Origin of the sequence: Catellatospora sichuanensis, from assembly GCF_007483665.1 — a bacterium.
GTDB classification, from domain to species: Bacteria; Actinomycetota; Actinomycetes; order Mycobacteriales; family Micromonosporaceae; genus Catellatospora; species Catellatospora sichuanensis.
Genome location: NZ_ML660186.1, coordinates 249,121 through 265,704, shown reverse-complemented (window position 1 = coordinate 265,704; position 16,584 = coordinate 249,121). Strand labels below are relative to the sequence as shown.

The following is a 16,584-nucleotide window of genomic DNA, read 5'->3' as shown; positions in this document are numbered from 1 at the left end:
CGTCGAGCCGTGCCATAAGTTCATGATCGACGCGGGAAAGGGTCAGGCTGCCGGGATGGAGTTGGCGGGAGGGGCGGGGCGCTCCTCCTTGAACTCGTTGACGGGGCCGGCGGCGGAGTCGGTCTCGTAGACGGGGCCGAAGAACTCCTGGTTGCCGGCGGTGACCTTGGTCAGCTTGCCGCCGCCCATACCGGAGTGGTTGTCCTTGCTGTAGCGGAACGGGGCGAGGCCGGGGCCCTTGAAGCCGCCCTTCTCCACGGCCGCGATCAGGCCTTCACGGGTGAGGTCCTTGCCGGCCGCCTGCAGCGACTGCACGAACAGGTACGCCACCGACATGCCGTACACGGTGTTGCCGTTGAACGGGGCGCTGCCGTTGTACTGGTCGTGGATCTTCTTGAACGCCGCGGTCCACGGGTCGCTCATGTCCACCGGCGACGGCAGGTTGGAGATGCCGACCATGCCTTCGAGCAGTGGCTTGCCCTCACCCAGCACCTTGGACAGGGTCAGGTAGTCCGAGCCGACGTTGGACACGACCCACTGCGGCTTGAAGCCCAGGCGGGCCGCGGTGCCCATGGACAGCGCGGTGAAGCCCGGCACGGTGGCCAGCACGACGACCTCGCAGCCGGCCGCCTTCAGGGCGCCGATCTGCGGGGCGACGTTCTGGTTGCTGGTGACGTACTTCTCCTTGGCGACCACGGCGCCCGCGCCGAGCACCTGCTCGACGCCGACCAGGCTGTCCCGGCCGAAGTCGTCGTCCTGGCCCATGAAGCAGACCTTCTTGCCCGCGTAGGTTGCCTTGATGTGCGTCGCGAGGATCTTGCCCTCGACCGTGTAGTCGGTGTTGAACCCGAACGTGCCCGGGAACTTGTCCGGCTGGTTCCAGCTGCGGCTGCCCGAGGCGACGAACAGGTCCGGCACCCGGTTGGTCTTCAGGAAGTCGAGCACGCCGGTGTGGGTCGGGGTGCCCAGGCCGTTGAGGATGGCGAAGACCTTGTCCTCCAGCACCAGCTTGCGCACCACGGTCTGGGTGTTGGCCGGGTTGTAGCCGTCGTCCATGAACTTGTACGTGATCTTGCGGCCGTGCACCCCGCCGTTGGCGTTGACGTAGTCGAAGTACGCCTTGCTGGCCGGGGCGATCTCGGAGTAGCCGGCCGCGGCGGGACCGGTCAGCGGCATGTGCGTGCCGACCACGATCTCGCCGGCCGTCACGCCGGGCACGTCGGCGGGCGGGGTGTTCGCGTCCTCGCTGCAGGCCGCGACAGCCGCGAGCAGCACGGCGGCCGTGGCGAGCGAGAGCCCGCGTCGGGTCAGGGCATTCATGGAAACACCGGTCCTTCCGTCACGATTACATTGATGATTATCTATATAACAAGGGTGGAGCGGTTGGTACGGTGGTGCGGCCGTGAGATCAGCGGGCAGGCGCCCGCCGCCGGACCCTCGCGCCGATCCGGCGCAGCAGGCCCTGCACGCCGCCCGGAGCGGCGATCATCACGACGATCAGGGTCAGCCCGAAGACGGCCAGCGGGAGGTTGCCCTCCAGCCGCTGCGCCACCGCGGGCGACAGGGACACCCACTGCGCGCTGTCGTGGGTGAGGTCGGGCAGCGCCACGAGCAGGACCGCTCCCCACACCGCGCCCGACAGGCTGCCCAGGCCGCCGATGACCACGGCCATCAGCAGGAACAGCGACAGGGTCAGCGAGAACGCACCCGGCGACACGCTCTGCGCCAGCAGCGCCATCAGGCCGCCGCCGAGTCCGGCGCTGGCCGCGCTCACCACGAAGGCCAGCACCTGGGTACGCCCGACGTGGATGCCCGCCAGCCGGGCGGCCACCTCGTCGTCGCGCACCGCGCGCAGGTTGCGCCCGACCCGGCTGCGCACCAGGTTGGCCAGCAGCAGCATGGTCAGCAGCGCCCCGGTCAGCGCGACCCAGGCCTGCCAGCGCTCGTTCGGGAAGTACAGGCCGAGCGACAGCGGCGGCGGCTCGACGGCCACCGACAGGCCCTGCTCGCTGTTGAAGGTCTCGTCGAAGGTGACCGTCGCCGCGGGCACCGCGACCGCCACGGCGAGGGTGACGCCGGCCAGGTACGGCCCGCGCAGCCGGGCGGCGGCCAGCCCGATGACCGCGCCCGCGGCCATGGTGACCAGCACGCCCAGGGCCAGCGACAGCGGTAGCACCTGGTTGCCGGTGATCCCGCTGTCGGCGAACCTGTTCTGCGCCAGCGCCACGGTGTACGCCCCGACGGCCATCAGCGCGCCGTGCCCCAGCGACAGCTGCCCGTTCATCCCGACCAGCAGCGTGAGCCCGGCGGTCGCGCACAGGTAGGCGGCGACCGTGGCCAGCTGGAAGTTGCGGAACGGGTCGAGCTGCTGGGTGAGCAGGTACAGCAGCACCCCGGCGAACACGGCGAGCACGAGGTGACGCAGCAGCGTCGACCGGCTCAGGAAGCCCGGCAGGGCCAAGGCCCGCCGCGGAGCCGGAGCGGGCGCCGCCGCCGGCGCGGACGGAGTAACGGTCTGCTCGCTCATGCCTTCTCCTCGCTACGCTCGTCGGCGGCCTGAGTTCCTGTCGACATGATTCGCTCGCTCTGCTCGCTCATGCCTGCCTCGCCACGGTGCTGGAGAAGAGGCCGCCCGGACGGACCAGCAGCACCGCGAGCAGCAGCACGAGCACTGCCATCGGGGTGACGTCGCTGCCCAGGTAGCCGCTGACGTACGAGAGGATCAGTCCGACGGTCAGGCCGCCGACCACCGCGCCGGGCGGGCTGTCCAGCCCGCCGACCACGGCCGCGGTGAACGCGGACACGAACACCAGGTCCATGGCGTGCGGGTGCAGGCCCAGCTCGGTGGGGATGACCAGCATCGCGGCGAGCGCGCCCACCGCCGACGCCAGCGCCCAGCCCAGCGTCAGCATGCCGCCGACGTTGACGCCGAGCAGCCGCGACACCTCGGGGGCGAAGGCCGAGGCGCGCATGCGCAGGCCGATCGCGGTACGGGTGAACAGCGCCGCGAGGGCGACCAGCACCAGCAGGACCGCACCGAAGACGAACAGGTCGTAGCGCGACAGCAGCGGCACGTCCCCGACGCTCAGCGCGTTGCGGCTGAACGGGGTGCCCGCGGGCAGGAACTCGTTGCCGTACACCATGCCCAGCACCGCCTGCATGACCAGCACCAGGCCCAGCGCCACGATCACCTCGGACAGCGGCGAGCTGTGGTCCACGAACCGCATCACCGCCCGCTCGACGACCATGCCGATCAGCAGCCCGCCGACCAGTGCCGCGGCGAAGCCGAGCCAGTACGAGCCGGTCGCCGTGGTGACGCTGTAACCGGCATACGCCGCGGCCACCGCCATCGCCCCCTGGGCGAAGTTGACGATGCGCGCGGCCCGCCAGATCAGCACCAGGGCCAGCGCGAACGCGGCCAGCACCGCCCCCTTGGACAGGCCGTCGAAGGTGAGGAAGACGAAGCGGTCCAACGGATACCTCCTTACTCGCAGTAGCAGGGCGGGGGCTCAGAAGCCCAGATAGGCGTGGCGCAGTTCCTCGTCGTCGCGCAGCCGGTCGGCGCTGGTCGCCGTGACGATGCGGCCCAGCGACATGACCACGGCCTCGTCGGCGACCGACAGCGCGCTGCGCACGTTCTGCTCGACCAGCAGCACGGTCAGCCCGGTGCTGTCGCGCAGCTGCCGCAGCAGCGCCATGATCTGCGCGATCACGCGGGGCGCGAGACCGAGTGACGGCTCGTCCAGCAGCAGCAGTTTCGGGCGGGCCACCAGGGCGCGGCCCAGGGCCAGCATCTGCCGCTCACCGCCGGACAGCTGGTGCCCGGCGCTGCGACGGCGCTGCGCCAGCGGCTCGAACAGCTCGTACACCTCGGTCAGCGCCTTCGCCGCGTCCTCGCGGTCGCGCCGCCACAGGCCGCCCAGCCGCAGGTTCTCGTCGACGGTCAGCTCGGCGACCACACCGCGGCCCTCGGGTACGTGCGCCATGCCGCGGCGTACCAGCTGCTCCACCGGTACGTCGCGCAGCGGCTGACCGCCGTAGACGATCTCGCCATCACTCGGCCGGACCAACCCGGACAGGGTGCGCAGCAGCGTGGTCTTGCCCGCGCCGTTGGCCCCGAGCACCGCGGCGATGGTGCCGGCCCGCACGGTGAGGTCCACGTCCTGCAGCACCGGAGCTGCGCCGTAACCGGCGGTCAGGCCCTTCACCTGCAGGATCACGTCGTCAGCGGTCATGCCGAAGCCTCCTGGCGGCTGATGGACGGGGTGGCCGCGTCGACCTCGGCGCCGAGGTAGGCCTCGGCCACGGCGGGGTCGTCGCGCACCTCCTGCGGGGTGCCGGTGGCGATGAGGCGTCCGAAGTCGAGCACCGCGATCCGGTCGCAGACCTGCATCACCAGGTCCATGTGGTGCTCGACCAGCATCACCGAGCAGCCGGCCTCGGCCGGCAGGGTCGTGATCAGCTCGCCCAGCTCCTCGATGTCCTGCGCGCCCAGGCCGCCCGCGGGCTCGTCGAGCAGCAGCAGGCGCGGGCGGGCGGCCAGCGCGCGGGCCAGTGCGACGCGCTTGCCGACGGCGTAGGGCAGCGTGCCGGGCAGCGCCGTCGCGTACGACGCGACGTCGAAGCGGTCCAGCAGCGTCATCGCCTCGTCCCGCAGCCGTCGCTCGTCGCGGTCGCTGCGGGGCAGGCCGAGCAGTCCGGTGAAGAACCCGGCGCGGGCGGTGCAGGTCGCGCCCGCCATCACGTTCTCCAGCACGGTCAGCCCGCGGAACAGGCCGACGCCCTGCAGGGTGCGGGCGATGCCGAGGCCGGCCAGCCGGTGCGGTGCCGGCGTCAGGCGTACGCCGTTCAGCTCCAGCGTGCCCGAGGTCGGCCGGACCAGCCCGCAGACCACGTTGAACAGCGTGGTCTTGCCGGCACCGTTGGGGCCGATGACACCGACCACCTGGCCGGGAGCGACCTCGAGGGACACGTCGTCCAGTGCGGTCAGCCCGCCGAACCGCACCCCGATGCCCCGCAGGAACAGGCTGTGGCCTGCCGCGTCTGTCTCGCCGGACGGCGGTTTCATCGTCACCTCTACAGGTCGGGATCGGGGTCGATATGAGGAAGGCTTAAGTTATTACACTAGGAGTGTAGGTTTGGGAAACCGCTCGTCAATACCCTTGTTACGACCCCGTGACCTCACCGCACGAAGTCGTTCAAATCAGGTGTGTCCGCGGTCGCCCGCGCACCCGCCATCCACTCCGGACGCCACCGAGTCGATCTTTATTTGCACGCTCGGTGAACCAACTAGCGCGTCGTGGGCTGCAGTTTCGGGGAAAGTGCAGCCATCACGGCGCGCTTTCGTGCACTTTCCCGGAAACTGCAGGCCGTCAGGGTGACGCGGGGGCGAGATCGGCGAGGGTGGCAAGGGTGGCGCGGTGGTGGGCCGCGGTGCCGTAGGCGACGGCGGCGCTCTTGGCCCGTTTCAGGTACAGGTGAGCCGGATGTTCCCAGGTGAAGCCGATACCGCCGTGCATCTGCACGCACTCCTCGGCCGCGCGCACCGCGACCGGGCCGCAGTGCGCCTGCGCCAGCGCCGCAGCCAGCCGCGCGTCGGGATCGCCCTGCGCCGCGGCGGACGCGGCATGGCGGGCCACCGCCCGCGCCTGGACCAGCTCCACCCACAGGTCGGCCAGCCGGTGCTTGAGCGCCTGGAAGGAGCCCACCGGCCGCCCGAACTGGTACCGGGTGCGCAGATACTCCACCGTCGTGTCCAGACACCACTGGGCCAGCCCGAGCTGCTCCGAGGCCAGCAGCGCCGCGCCCGCGACCAGCGCCGCGTCGAGCGCCGACGCGGCCCGGTCACCCGCTGCCAGCAGCCGCCCCGGTGCGTTCCACATGGAGAGGTCGCACAGCGGCCGGGTCTCGTCCAGCGAGACCACCGGGGTCCGGGTCAGCCCGGCCGCGTCCGCCTCGACCGCGAACAGCGCCCCGCCCGCCGGCACCAGCAGCATCCGCGCCCGCAGCGCGTCGGCGACGCTGCTCACCGTGCCGTTGAGCAGCGGATTGCCGTCCGGGGCCGTCGACACCTCGACGCCCGGCAGCCGCAGCCCGGACACCGGCGATGACCCGGCACGCGACCGGGACACCGCCGACCGGGCTCCGGCATCCGCTGACGGCACCGGCGCGGCCGGCCCCACGTCGAACGGGAGGGCCAGCGCCATCGGCTCGCCGCCGGCCAGCTCACGCAGCAGGCCGCTCTCGCCGAGGTGCAGCAGGAGTTGCGCGGCAACGGTCGTGCCGAGATAGGGCACCGGTGCGACGGCCCGGCCGAGTTCCTCCAGCACCACCGCGGTCTCGGCGAGCGTCGCGCCCGCGCCGCCCAGGTGCTCGGGCACGGCGAGACCGGCCAGCCCTGTCTCCACGGACAGCAGCCGCCACAGGTCGGCGTCGTCCGGTTCGGGGCTCTCGGCGACCTTGAGCACGCGCGCCCAGGGGGCGTGGTCGGTGAGCATGGCCCGCACCGAGTCGCGCAACTGCTCCTGCTCTTCGGTGTAGCGCAGGTCGAGGGTCATCGGGGCAGGTCCTTCCAGGCGACGCCGGTGTCCTGACGCGGCTCGGCGGGCAGGCCGAGCACCCGCTCGGCGACGATGTTGCGCAGCACCTCGGACGTGCCGCCCTCGATGGAGTTGCCCTTGGCGCGCAGCCAGCGGTACGTGGGGCCGCGGCCGAGCAGGTCCAGCTCCTCCGGGCGGTCGGCCCGCCAGTGGTCGTGGCGCAGGCCCTCCGCGCCCAGCAGCTCCACCTCGGTGCCGGAGATCTGCTGGGTGAGCGCGGCGAACGCGAGCTTCATCGCCGAACCTTCCGGGCCGGGCTCGCCCGCGGCCAGCTGCTGGCGCAGCCGGATGCCGGTCAGCCGCAGCGCCTCGGCGCGCACCCACAGCCGCAGCACCTCGTCGTGCAGGGCGGGGGTGCGCAGCTCGGGCCGCTGCCGCCAGGTGCGGGCCAGCACGCCGATCATCCCGCCCTCGCGGGGCAGCGCGGCCCCGCCGATGGCGACCCGCTCGTTCATCAGCGTGGTACGCGCCACCGCCCAGCCCTCGCCGACCGCGCCGAGCCGCAGCTCGTCGCCCAGCCGTACGCCGGACAGGAAGACCTCGTTGAACTCGGCCTCGCCGGTGGCCTGCCGCAGCGGCCGCACCTCGACGCCGGAGGTGTGCATGTCGCACAGGAAGTAGGTCAGCCCGGCGTGCTTGGCGGCGGCCGGGTCGGTGCGGGCGAGCAGGATGCCCCAGCGCGCCTGGTGCGCCATCGAGGTCCACACCTTCTGCCCGTCGACCAGCCAGCCGTCGCCGTCGCGTACCGCCCGGGTGGCGACGCCGGCCAGGTCGGACCCGGCACCCGGCTCGCTGAACAGCTGGCACCAGACCTCCTCGGCGGTCCACAGCGGACGCAGGAAACGCGCCCGCTGCTCGGCCGTGCCGTGGCGCAGGATGGTCGGGGCGGCCATGCCCAGGCCGATACCGATGCGGCGTGGGCTGTTGTCCGGCGCGCCCGCCGCGGCGAAGCGCTGGTCCACCAGCGGTTGCAGCACCCTCGGTGCACCGAGCCCGCCCAGGCCGACCGGATAGTGCACCCACGCCAGCCCGGCGTCGAACCGGGCGCGCAGGAACTCCATCCGGTCGCCCGCCGGATCGTGCCCGGCCAGGAAGCCGTCGACCCGCTCCCGCACGGTCTCGGCCGTCACCGGCTCCGCCACGCTCGCTCCCACTCTCGGTCCCCCTCGCCCAAACTAGATGCACTGCGAGTGCAATATAAGCGGGAGACGGCCGGGACGGAAGGGGGCGGCCACCGGCGAAGATCGCGTACCGCAAGACCGGTGATTTCGCCGATGTCTCCGGCGCGTTACGACCGGACAGTGTCCTGATTACCCAGCGTGCTCCCCGGCGCGTCCGATCGTCGCCGGGACAGGACGAGAGGAGACGTCAGGTGCCCGAACTCGGCGCACGTCCGGCACGGCGGGGATGGCGGTGGCTGCTGCTGATCCCGATCCTCGCCCCGCTGCCGGTCGGCCTGTACAACCGGCTGGAACCGCAGCTGTGGGGCATCCCGTTCTTCTACTGGTATCAGGTGGGCTGCGCGGTGCTGGCGATGGCGGTCACCACGTTCGTGCACCGGATGACCCGGGCGGGGCGGTGACCGTGACGGCACGTCAGGTCGAGATCGGCGTCTTCGCCGCGCTGCTGGGCGCCATGCTGCTGCTCGGCTTCTCCGCCGCCCGCTGGCGCCGGCCGCACAGCCTGCACTCGCTGGAGGAGTGGGGCGTCGGCGGGCGCGCGTTCGGCAACTGGGTCACCTGGTTCCTGCTCGGCGGCAGCATGTACACCGCGTACACCTACATCGCCGTGCCCGCCCTGGTCTACGGCGTCGGCGCGGCCGGCTTCTTCGCGGTGCCGTTCGCCATCATCACCGCTCCGCTGGCCTACCTGATCAGCACCCGCACCTGGTCGGTGTCGCACGCGCACGGCTTCGTCACCTCGGCCGAGTTCACCCGGGCCCGGTTCGGCTCGCGCGGGCTGGCCGCGCTGGTCGCGGTCACCGGGATCGTGGCCACCATGCCGTACATCGCGGTGCAGCTGGTCGCGCTGCAGGCGATCATGAAGACGCTCGGCATCACCGGGGAGTGGCCGCTGACCGTGGCCGTCATCGTGGCGTCGGCCTGCACCTTCCGGTCCGGCCTGCGCGCGCCCGCGCTGCTGTCCATCGCCAAGGACGTGCTGCTGCTGTGGCTGGTGCTGGCCATCGTCCTGCTGGTCGCCATGTCCGGCGGCTGGTCCGCGGCGTTCCGCGGGGCCGGCGAGCGCTTCACCAACGACGTCTCCCCCGCCAGCGGGCTGCTGCTGCCCGAGGGCGGCTGGGTCGGCTACCTCACCCTGGTGCTCGGCTCCGCCCTGGCGATCTTCGCGTACCCGCACGCGCTGACCGGCATCCTGGCCGCCCGAGACCGGGCCACGGTGCAGCGCAACGCCGCCGCACTGCCGGTCTACTGCCTGGCGCTGGGGCTGGTCGCGATGCTCGGCTTCTTCGCGATCGGCCAGGGCGTGCGCCCGGTCGGCGGGGACCTGAACACGGTCGTGCCGCAGCTGTTCCATGAGGTGTTCCCGGCCTGGTGCGCCGGCATCGCGTACGCCGCCGTCGGCGTCGCGGCCCTCATCCCGGCCGCGGTCATGTCCATCGCCGCCGCCAACCTGTTCACCCGGTCCATCTACCGCGAATACCTGCGCCCCGGCGCGTCGCCTCGGGAGGAGGCACGGGTCAGCCGGTGGGTGTCGCTGCTGGCGAAGTTCGGGGCACTGATCTTCATCCTGCTGCTGGACCCGCAGTTCTCCATCGAGTTCCAGCTGATCGGCGGCGTCATCGTGCTGCAGACGGTGCCCGCCGTCGTGCTCGGCCTGTGGACCAACTGGTTCCACCGCTGGGCGCTGGCCGCGGGCCTGCTCGGCGGCCTCGGCACCGGCCTGCTCCTGCTCTACCTGATTCCCCAGCGCGCCCCCGACGGCCGCATCCTCAAGGCCCACTTCGGCGGATCCAACCTCCCGCTGTCCCAACTCGGCTTCGACACCCGGTCCGCCGTCTACACCGGCCTGATCGCCCTCGCCGTGAACCTGATCATCGTCGTCGCCGCCACCCTCCTCCTCCGCGCCCTGCGCGTCCCCGCCGGCATCGACGCCACCCGCCCCGCCGACTACTTCGCCGACGCGACCACCGCCGCCCCCCGCCACTCCGACGCCCTCCTCGACGGCCCGACCCGTCCCCGCGTCGGCGCCCACGCCGCCCGCTGACGAAGGAAGGGCACCTTCACATCGCCATACGTAGAGGAAGGTGCCCTTCCAAACGGGCCCGACCGCACACGGCCGACGGCCCGACCGGAGCCGGGAAGCGTTTGCTGCAGTTTCGGGGAAACTGCAGCATCGGAGCGCTGGATTGCTGCAGTTTCCCCGAAACTGCAGCAAGGCCGCGCCGTCGGAGACGGCGCGGCCTTGCGTACTGCGGTTACTGCGTTGTGTCAGGCGGCGTACGGGCCCTGGCCGTACTTGGCCAGGACCAGGTCCGCGGCCAGCTTCTCCCACTTGGCGTAGTGGTTCGGGAAGGCCGAGACCTGCACGGTCTGCGCCGCGTCGGTCAGCGCCATCGTGTCGTACCCCTCGACGTTCTTCAGGCCGTTGTAGAAGGCCTTCGAGGAGTAGACCGGGTCCGTGATCTCGGCCGGGGTGCCCCAGCCGGCCGACGGACGCTGCTGGAACAGGCCCAGCGAGTCGTGGTCGTTCATGTCACCGAGGTGACCCAGGTTGTTCAGGGTCGACTCCTGCGCGGCGGTCGCGACCGCGATCACCCACGCGCGCGGGGGCAGGCCCATCTTCTGGCCGGTCTCGATGATGACCTCCGCGTTGCGCTTCTGCTCGGCGGTGGGCTTGAAAGTCTCCTGGTATTCCGCTACGGGAGCCGGCATCAGCTGTTGGCGGCTCGGAGCCTTGGCGGCCTGCTCGGCCTTCTTGGCTGCGGCGGGCGCCTTGGTCGCCGGCTTGGCGACCGGCTCGGCGTCCACTGCCGCGGCCGACTCGGTCTTGGTGGCGGGTGCCGCGGCGGCCGCCGCTACAGCCTTCGCCTCAGGGGCGGTGGCGGTGGCGGGGCTGGCGCTGGCCGGTGCTCCGGCGAAACCGGTAATCACAGCCATGCCGGTCGCGGCGAGTACTGCCCGGAAGGACACGCGCTTGAGTGCGGGCAGGTGCCGTGCCATCAGGTCGACGTTGACCACGAGTAGGTCCCTTCGTTGGGATTGCGTACGAAGGGATTCAACCGAGGGAGCATTTCCGGTGTTCCGGACTTGTACCCTTTGTGGTCCAGGTCTCGCGTTCCCGGCCGTCGGCCCTCCGGCAGCCGGGACGAACCACGCAGGTAGCCCCTGACCTGGCTATATCTCCGGCCGGCAGAGCGCCGGGAGGCGATAAGGTATACGAAAAGCTGTCATAATTACCTAATTCGGGCCGCGTGCCGCCCCGCCGGAAGGAGGAGCGTGTCAGCCCGCAAAGTGATGGCCTGGTACGGCGCCTGGATGGCCGTCCTGGCAGGGCTGTTCTACGCCCTGCCGAGCTGGCACATCCCGCTGTGGAGCGCGATCGGCCTGAGCAGCGCCGGCGCGATCGTCTACGGCCTGTACCGCTACCGCCCGCGCCGCTGGTCCCCCTGGTTCTGGATCATCGCCGGACTGCTCCTGCTCTCCTCAGGCGACACGCTCTACAACGTCATGACCGACGTGCTGGGCCGGGTGAACCCGTTCCCGTCCCCGGCCGACATGCTCTACCTGGCGATGTATCCCGCGGTCACGATCGGCCTGCTCGGCCTGTCGAAGGCGGGCGCGGCCAGCCGGGATCGCACCGTTCCTCTGGACGCGCTGATCGTCACGGCCGGGCTGGGCCTGCTCTCGTGGATCTTCCTGATCAGCCCGCAGATCCTCAACCAGGACCTGACCATGAGCCAGCGCCTGGTCTCCGTCGCCTACCCGCTGGGCGACATCCTCATCCTGGCCACGGTGGGCCGACTGATCTCCGTGGTGCCGTTCAGCCCCACGGTGGCGCTGCTGACCGTGGGCGCGGTCGGGCTGCTGGCCGCCGACGTCCTGTACGGCCTGGTCCAACTGCACGGCTACTGGGCGGTCGGCGGCCCTGTCGACCTGGGCTGGATAGTCTTCTACGCCTGCTGGGGCGCGGCCGCGCTGCACCCGTCGATGGCCGACCTCACCACCCCGCGCGTGGTCAGACCGCGCGAGATGCGCGCGCTGCATCAGGCGCTGCTCCTGCTGTTCGTGCTCATCCCGCTCGGCGTGCTGGTGGTCGGCGTGGGCCAGGGGCGGCTGAAGTATCCGATGGTGATCGTCGCGTTCGTGGTGACCACGGTGCTGCTGGTACTGGTCCGCCTGTTCGGCGTGATCAACAGCTATCGCGGCAACACCATCCGCACCAGCGGCATCCGGGCCAGCAACGCGGCGCTCATGTCGGCGACCACGGTGGAAGGCGTCACCTGGGCGCTCAAGCGCACCGCAGAGCGGCTGCTGCCGCCCGGCTCCGACTACCGGGTCGCCATGGTGATGAACGACGGAAGCGCGCCCGAGCTGTTCCATCCCGCGCCCACCACCATGGGCTCGCGGCTGCGCTTCACCAAGTCGCTGCCGCCGGACGTCGCGGCCCAGATGGGCGATTTCGAGATCACCATGATCTGCCCGCTGGCGCTGGAGGACCGGCCCACCGGCGACCCGCACATCGGCATGCTCTTGATCTCCTCCGACGAGAACTCGCTCAGCTACCTGCAGCTGCCGATGGAGCTGGTCGCCGCACAGGCCGCACTGGCCATCGAGCGGATCATGCTGAGCAACGAGATCACCCGGCACAACAGCGAGCGCTACTTCCGCACCCTGGTGCACAACACCTCGGACGTGATCCTGATCCTCGAACCGGACGGCGGGCGCATCCGGTATGCCAGCCCCTCCGCGCCGACCGTCTTCGGCACCGCGGAACTGCCCGGCAAGAATCTCTCGCAGCTGGTCGACAGCCCACACCACACCCTGGTCACCGACCTGTTCCGGCTCGCCGCGGCCGAGGACGACGCCGTTGACACCGCGGACTGGACCGTGCTGCGCCCCGACGGCACGACCGTCGAGACCGAGGTCTCCTGCCGTGACCTGCGGGATGAGCCGACCGTCAACGGCCTGGTGGTGACCCTGCGCGACGTCACCGACCAGCGCCGGATGGAATCCGAGCTGACCCACCTGGCGTACCACGACTCGCTCACCGGCCTGGCCAACCGGGTGCGCTTCGCCGAGCGCATCGGCCAGGCCATCGCCCGCGCCGACGTGGACGGCTCCATCGTCGGCGTGCTGTTCATCGACCTCGACGACTTCAAGGTGGTCAACGACACGCTCGGTCACGAGCACGGGGACCGGCTGCTGCGCGCGGTCGGCGAGCGGCTGGCCGGCGTGCTGCGGGCCGACGACGTGGCGGCGCGGCTCGGCGGCGACGAGTTCGCCGCGCTGATCGAGGGCGCACCGGACGCCGCCACCATCGACGACGTCGCCGACCGGATCGTGGCCGCGCTGGCCGAGCCGTTCACCATCGACGACCGGCTGGTCTCCGGCATCGCCAGCATCGGCATCGCCACCAGCGCCGACGCCCGCAGCGCCCCGGAGCTGCTGCGGCAGGCCGACCTGGCCCTGTACGTCGCCAAGGGCGAGGGCAAGGGCCAGTGGCGCCGCTACCTGCCTGACCTGCACACCGCCATCGTGGAGCGGCTCGAGTTGCGTACCGAACTCGACCAGGCCATCGCCGCGAAGGAGTTCACCGTCGAGTTCCAGCCCATCGTCGAGTTGCGTACCGGCGTCACCGCCGGGTACGAGGCGCTGGTCCGGTGGAACCACCCCACCCGCGGCCGACTGCTGCCGGGCGAGTTCATCGAGGTCGCCGAGGAGTCCGGGCAGATCGTGGCGATCGGCGACCAGGTGCTGCGCGGTGCCGTGGCCGCTGCGGCGCAGTGGCAGCGGGAGGCCGGGCCGACCGCGGTGCCGTACGTCAGCATCAACGTCTCCGCGCGCCAGTTCCGCACCCCGGGTTTCGTGGCCAGCCTGCACGAGACCCTGGCCGAGCAGGGCCTGCCGCCGCACCAGCTCATGCTGGAGATCACCGAGAGCCTGCTGCTGCGCGACGACGACGGGGTCTGGGAGGACCTCACCGAGCTGCGCACCACCGGCATCCGGGTGGCCATCGACGACTTCGGCACCGGGTATTCGTCGCTGAGCTACCTGCGCCACGTACCGCTGGACGTGGTGAAGATCGACCGGCTGTTCACCAGCACCATCGCCTCGTCGGCGCAGCAGGCGGCACTCGTCGACGGCATCGTCCGGCTGGCCCACACGCTCGGCCTGCAGGTGATCGCCGAAGGCATCGAGCGCACCGTCGAACGCGACCTGCTCTCCCGCATCGGCTGCCGCTACGGTCAGGGTTTCCTGTTCGCCCGCCCGCTCACCAGTGAGCAGGCCATCAGCTTCATCACCGAGCAGAAGGTCGCGGCATGATCGGGCCCGGCCGACCGGACAAGGCCGCGAGCGAGCTCGGCGGCCGAACCGGAGGCACCGGTATCCAGGCCGGCGCCGAGCGCGGCCAGGCGCAGGCATGACGCAGGCATCGCCGCACATGCCGGACGCACACAAGATCCCCTCGACCGACCAGCTCGACCGGCTGCGGGCGCAGACCCCGATGTACGACGCCGTCATCGAGGAGGTGGACGGCCGGCGCATCCGGGTCGGCGACCGGTGGCTGATCGACTTCGCCTCCTGCAACTATCTCGGCTTCGACCTCGACCCGGACATCATTGCGGCGGGTGAGGCGGCGGTGCGCCGCTGGGGCACCCATCCGGGCTGGTCGCGGCTGCTGGGCAACCCGCGGCTCTACCCCGAGATCGAGGAGCGTCTGACCGAACTGCTCGGCGCGCCCGACACGCTGGTGCTGCCGACCATCACCCACATCCACATGTCGGTGCTGCCCGCGCTGGTCGGCAGCGGCGCGGTGTTCGTCGAGGCCAGCGCCCACAAAACCGTCTACGACGGCGGCGTGTACGCCCGAGGGCTCGGCGCGCAGCTCTACCGCTGGCGCGCCGACGACCCGGACGAGCTGGTGCGGCTGCTGCGCTCGGCCGACGCCGGCCATCCCCGGGTGGTCTGCCTCGACGGTGTGAACAGCATGACCGGCAACGTTCCGGATCTGGCCGCGCTCGCCGCGATCTGCCGCGAGTGGGGTGCGCTGCTCTACGTCGACGACGCGCACGGCTTCGGCGTGATCGGCGAACGCGGCAACGGGGCGCCCACGCCGTACGGGTCGCGCGGCAACGCGGTGGTGCGGCACTGCGGGCAGACGTACGACGACGTGGTGCTGGTCGGCGGGTTCTCCAAGGCGTACTCGGCGCTGCTGGCGTTCGTCGCGGTGCCGACCGCGGTGAAGGAGCACCTGAAGCTGGCCGCCCCGCCCTACCTCTACTCCGGACCGTCGCCGGTGCACTCGCTGGCCGCGGTGCTGGCCGGGTTCGACGTCAACGAGGCCCGCGGCGAGCAGTTGCGCACCACGCTGCACCGGCTGGCGGCCCGGGTGCTGGCGCACATCCGGTCGCTGGGCGTGCACACCCCCAACCGGCACCAGACGCCGGTGATCGAGCTGCCGCTGTCGCCCGGCTACGACCTGGCCGACGCCGCCGACCTGCTCTGGCGGCGCGGCGTGTACGTGACGCTGGCCGCGTACCCGCTGGTGCCCCGGGGGCAGGTCGGCTTCCGGGTGCAGCTGACCTCGGCGCATACCGACGAGCAGGTCGACCACCTCAACACCGTGCTGACCGAGCTGGACGAGCGCGGCGCGCTCCGCCGCGCCCTCGCCTGAGCGGCCTCGCGCCTTCACCGCCGCCGGATGCCACGATGCGTCGGACAGGTCGCCGGGCCGACGCGGCGCGGTGGTTCGGCGGGTCAGGCCGGACGGAAGGTGACCGTGCGGATGGACAGGCCGGTACGCGGTTTGCCGTCTGCGCCGGTGCCGGACACGCCTCCGGCAGCCACCTTGTCGATGATCTCCATGCCGGTGAGGACCCGCCCGAAAGGCGTGTACGAGGCGGCCATGCTGCTGTCGCCGAAGACGAAGAAGAACTGGGCGGCGCTGGTGCCGGCCGGGCCCTGGTTCGCCATGGCCACCGCACCCCGCGGGTAGGTCATGACAGGGAACTCGGGCGGCGCGCCCAGCCCGCACATGTTCCATTCACTGATCTTCCATTCACCGATCTTCACCTGGCCGCTCGGCAGGATCGTGATACCGCTCGGATTGATCTTGATGCCGCTCGGGTTGACGATGATGCGACCCGGATCGATTTTGATTCACCGCAAGACGCGTCGCCCCGTGAACCGGTGGCAGGCGGCACGGAGCAGGATGGACGGATGAGCGCAGCTGCCGATCGTGACCGTGACGGCTCGGGCCGGGCCCGCAACGCCCGCCCCCGTGACGAGCTGGGCCGACCCCTGCCCCGCGGCGCGGCGGGCGTGCCCACCACTCCGGACGAACTGCGACTGCCGCCGGACGAGGCACTCGCGCAGGCCCAGGAACTGCTCGCCGAGGGGCGCGCGTTCCACGCGCACGAGGTGCTGGAAGGCGCGTGGAAGGCCGCGCCCGAACCGGAGCGTGAGCTGTGGCGCGGGCTCGCCCAGCTGGCCGTGGGCCTCACCCATGCCCGCCGCGGCAACGCGACCGGCGCGGCCAGGCTGCTGACCCGCGCCGCCGACCGCATCGAGGAGTACGCCACGACGCCGCCGCACGGCGTCGCAGTCACCGGCCTGGTGGCCTGGTCCCGGGCGCTGGCCACCCGCATCGAGCAGGGCGGCCTGGCCGAGCTCGGCCCGGACGCTCTCGTGCCCCGCCTGCGCAACCAGCCCTGACCAGGTGCGGCCGACTTCGACCCACCCATGATCCATTTGCGCGGACGCGGCAACGTCAAGCGTCCACGGAAACGGAGTAGCACCCGCAC

Annotated in this window: 14 protein-coding genes; 5 read left to right on the top strand and 9 right to left on the bottom strand. The window is 71.4% G+C overall.

The window, feature by feature from the left end:
- Nucleotides 1–42: 42 nt before the first annotated feature.
- The 7 genes from FLL47_RS06910 to FLL47_RS06880 all read right to left on the bottom strand — a co-directional run bounded on the left by FLL47_RS06910 (nucleotide 43) and on the right by FLL47_RS06880 (nucleotide 7,741).
- Nucleotides 43–1,320: an ABC transporter substrate-binding protein gene (locus FLL47_RS06910; RefSeq protein WP_144119585.1), complete on the bottom strand. Its 1,278-nt coding sequence runs from the start codon at nucleotides 1,318–1,320 to the stop codon at nucleotides 43–45.
- 88 nt (nucleotides 1,321–1,408) lie between these two features.
- Nucleotides 1,409–2,527, bottom strand: coding sequence for a branched-chain amino acid ABC transporter permease (locus FLL47_RS06905; protein WP_144119584.1), 1,119 nt, complete (start codon nucleotides 2,525–2,527; stop codon nucleotides 1,409–1,411).
- A gap of 67 nt (nucleotides 2,528–2,594) precedes the next feature.
- Entirely contained in the window at nucleotides 2,595–3,473 is an 879-nt protein-coding gene (locus FLL47_RS06900) for a branched-chain amino acid ABC transporter permease (protein ID WP_144119583.1), read from the bottom strand.
- Between the two features lie 36 nt (nucleotides 3,474–3,509).
- The gene (locus tag FLL47_RS06895) at nucleotides 3,510–4,235 is read right to left on the bottom strand and encodes an ABC transporter ATP-binding protein (protein ID WP_144119582.1); all 726 of its coding nucleotides are present in this window, start codon (nucleotides 4,233–4,235) and stop codon (nucleotides 3,510–3,512) included.
- The gene (locus FLL47_RS06890) at nucleotides 4,232–5,068 is read right to left on the bottom strand and encodes an ABC transporter ATP-binding protein (RefSeq protein WP_144119581.1); all 837 of its coding nucleotides are present in this window, start codon (nucleotides 5,066–5,068) and stop codon (nucleotides 4,232–4,234) included. The genes FLL47_RS06895 and FLL47_RS06890 overlap by 4 nt, the downstream gene beginning before the upstream one ends.
- A 304-nt stretch (nucleotides 5,069–5,372) precedes the next feature.
- Entirely contained in the window at nucleotides 5,373–6,557 is a 1,185-nt protein-coding gene (locus FLL47_RS06885; protein WP_144119580.1) for an acyl-CoA dehydrogenase family protein, read from the bottom strand.
- Nucleotides 6,554–7,741: an acyl-CoA dehydrogenase family protein gene (locus FLL47_RS06880; protein ID WP_246157617.1), complete on the bottom strand. Its 1,188-nt coding sequence runs from the start codon at nucleotides 7,739–7,741 to the stop codon at nucleotides 6,554–6,556. Before FLL47_RS06880 ends, FLL47_RS06885 begins: the two co-directional genes overlap by 4 nt.
- 230 nt (nucleotides 7,742–7,971) lie before the next feature.
- On the opposite strand from FLL47_RS06880, the gene FLL47_RS06875 reads away from it, so the two are divergent.
- Both FLL47_RS06875 and FLL47_RS06870 read left to right on the top strand, forming a co-directional pair.
- A complete protein-coding gene (locus FLL47_RS06875; RefSeq protein ID WP_144119579.1) occupies nucleotides 7,972–8,181 on the top strand; it encodes a DUF3311 domain-containing protein in 210 nt (69 codons plus the stop codon).
- A gap of 2 nt (nucleotides 8,182–8,183) precedes the next feature.
- A complete protein-coding gene (locus FLL47_RS06870; RefSeq protein ID WP_246157614.1) occupies nucleotides 8,184–9,824 on the top strand; it encodes a sodium:solute symporter family protein in 1,641 nt (546 codons plus the stop codon).
- Nucleotides 9,825–10,048: 224 nt separating this feature from the next.
- On the opposite strand, the gene FLL47_RS06865 is transcribed toward FLL47_RS06870, so the two are convergent.
- Nucleotides 10,049–10,798: a hypothetical protein gene (locus FLL47_RS06865; RefSeq protein ID WP_144119578.1), complete on the bottom strand. Its 750-nt coding sequence runs from the start codon at nucleotides 10,796–10,798 to the stop codon at nucleotides 10,049–10,051.
- A 258-nt stretch (nucleotides 10,799–11,056) separates the two neighbouring features.
- Between FLL47_RS06865 and FLL47_RS06860 the strand changes: the two genes are divergently transcribed.
- Entirely contained in the window at nucleotides 11,057–14,104 is a 3,048-nt protein-coding gene (locus FLL47_RS06860; protein ID WP_144119577.1) for a putative bifunctional diguanylate cyclase/phosphodiesterase, read from the top strand.
- Nucleotides 14,105–14,201: 97 nt separating this feature from the next.
- Nucleotides 14,202–15,455, top strand: coding sequence for an aminotransferase class I/II-fold pyridoxal phosphate-dependent enzyme (locus FLL47_RS06855; RefSeq protein ID WP_222105987.1), 1,254 nt, complete (start codon nucleotides 14,202–14,204; stop codon nucleotides 15,453–15,455).
- Between the two features lie 83 nt (nucleotides 15,456–15,538).
- Here FLL47_RS06855 and FLL47_RS06850 read toward each other — a convergent pair whose 3' ends face one another.
- On the bottom strand, nucleotides 15,539–15,853 hold the full coding sequence (locus tag FLL47_RS06850) for a peptidylprolyl isomerase (protein WP_144119576.1): 315 nt from the start codon (nucleotides 15,851–15,853) through the stop codon (nucleotides 15,539–15,541).
- Between the two features lie 147 nt (nucleotides 15,854–16,000).
- Here FLL47_RS06850 and FLL47_RS06845 point away from each other — a divergent pair, with 147 nt between their 5' ends.
- Complete coding sequence (locus FLL47_RS06845) at nucleotides 16,001–16,495, top strand: DUF309 domain-containing protein (RefSeq protein WP_144119575.1); 495 nt, start codon at nucleotides 16,001–16,003, stop codon at nucleotides 16,493–16,495.
- Nucleotides 16,496–16,584 lie beyond the last annotated feature (89 nt).

Coding starts and splice junctions, on each gene's coding strand:
- FLL47_RS06910 (WP_144119585.1), bottom strand. CDS start 1,320: ATGAATGCCCTGACCCGACGCGGGCTCTCGCTCGCCACGGCCGCCGTG.
- FLL47_RS06905 (WP_144119584.1), bottom strand. CDS start 2,527: ATGAGCGAGCAGACCGTTACTCCGTCCGCGCCGGCGGCGGCGCCCGCT.
- FLL47_RS06895 (WP_144119582.1), bottom strand. CDS start 4,235: ATGACCGCTGACGACGTGATCCTGCAGGTGAAGGGCCTGACCGCCGGT.
- FLL47_RS06890 (WP_144119581.1), bottom strand. CDS start 5,068: ATGAAACCGCCGTCCGGCGAGACAGACGCGGCAGGCCACAGCCTGTTC.
- FLL47_RS06885 (WP_144119580.1), bottom strand. CDS start 6,557: ATGACCCTCGACCTGCGCTACACCGAAGAGCAGGAGCAGTTGCGCGAC.
- FLL47_RS06855 (WP_222105987.1), top strand. CDS start 14,202: ATGACGCAGGCATCGCCGCACATGCCGGACGCACACAAGATCCCCTCG.
- FLL47_RS06845 (WP_144119575.1), top strand. CDS start 16,001: ATGAGCGCAGCTGCCGATCGTGACCGTGACGGCTCGGGCCGGGCCCGC.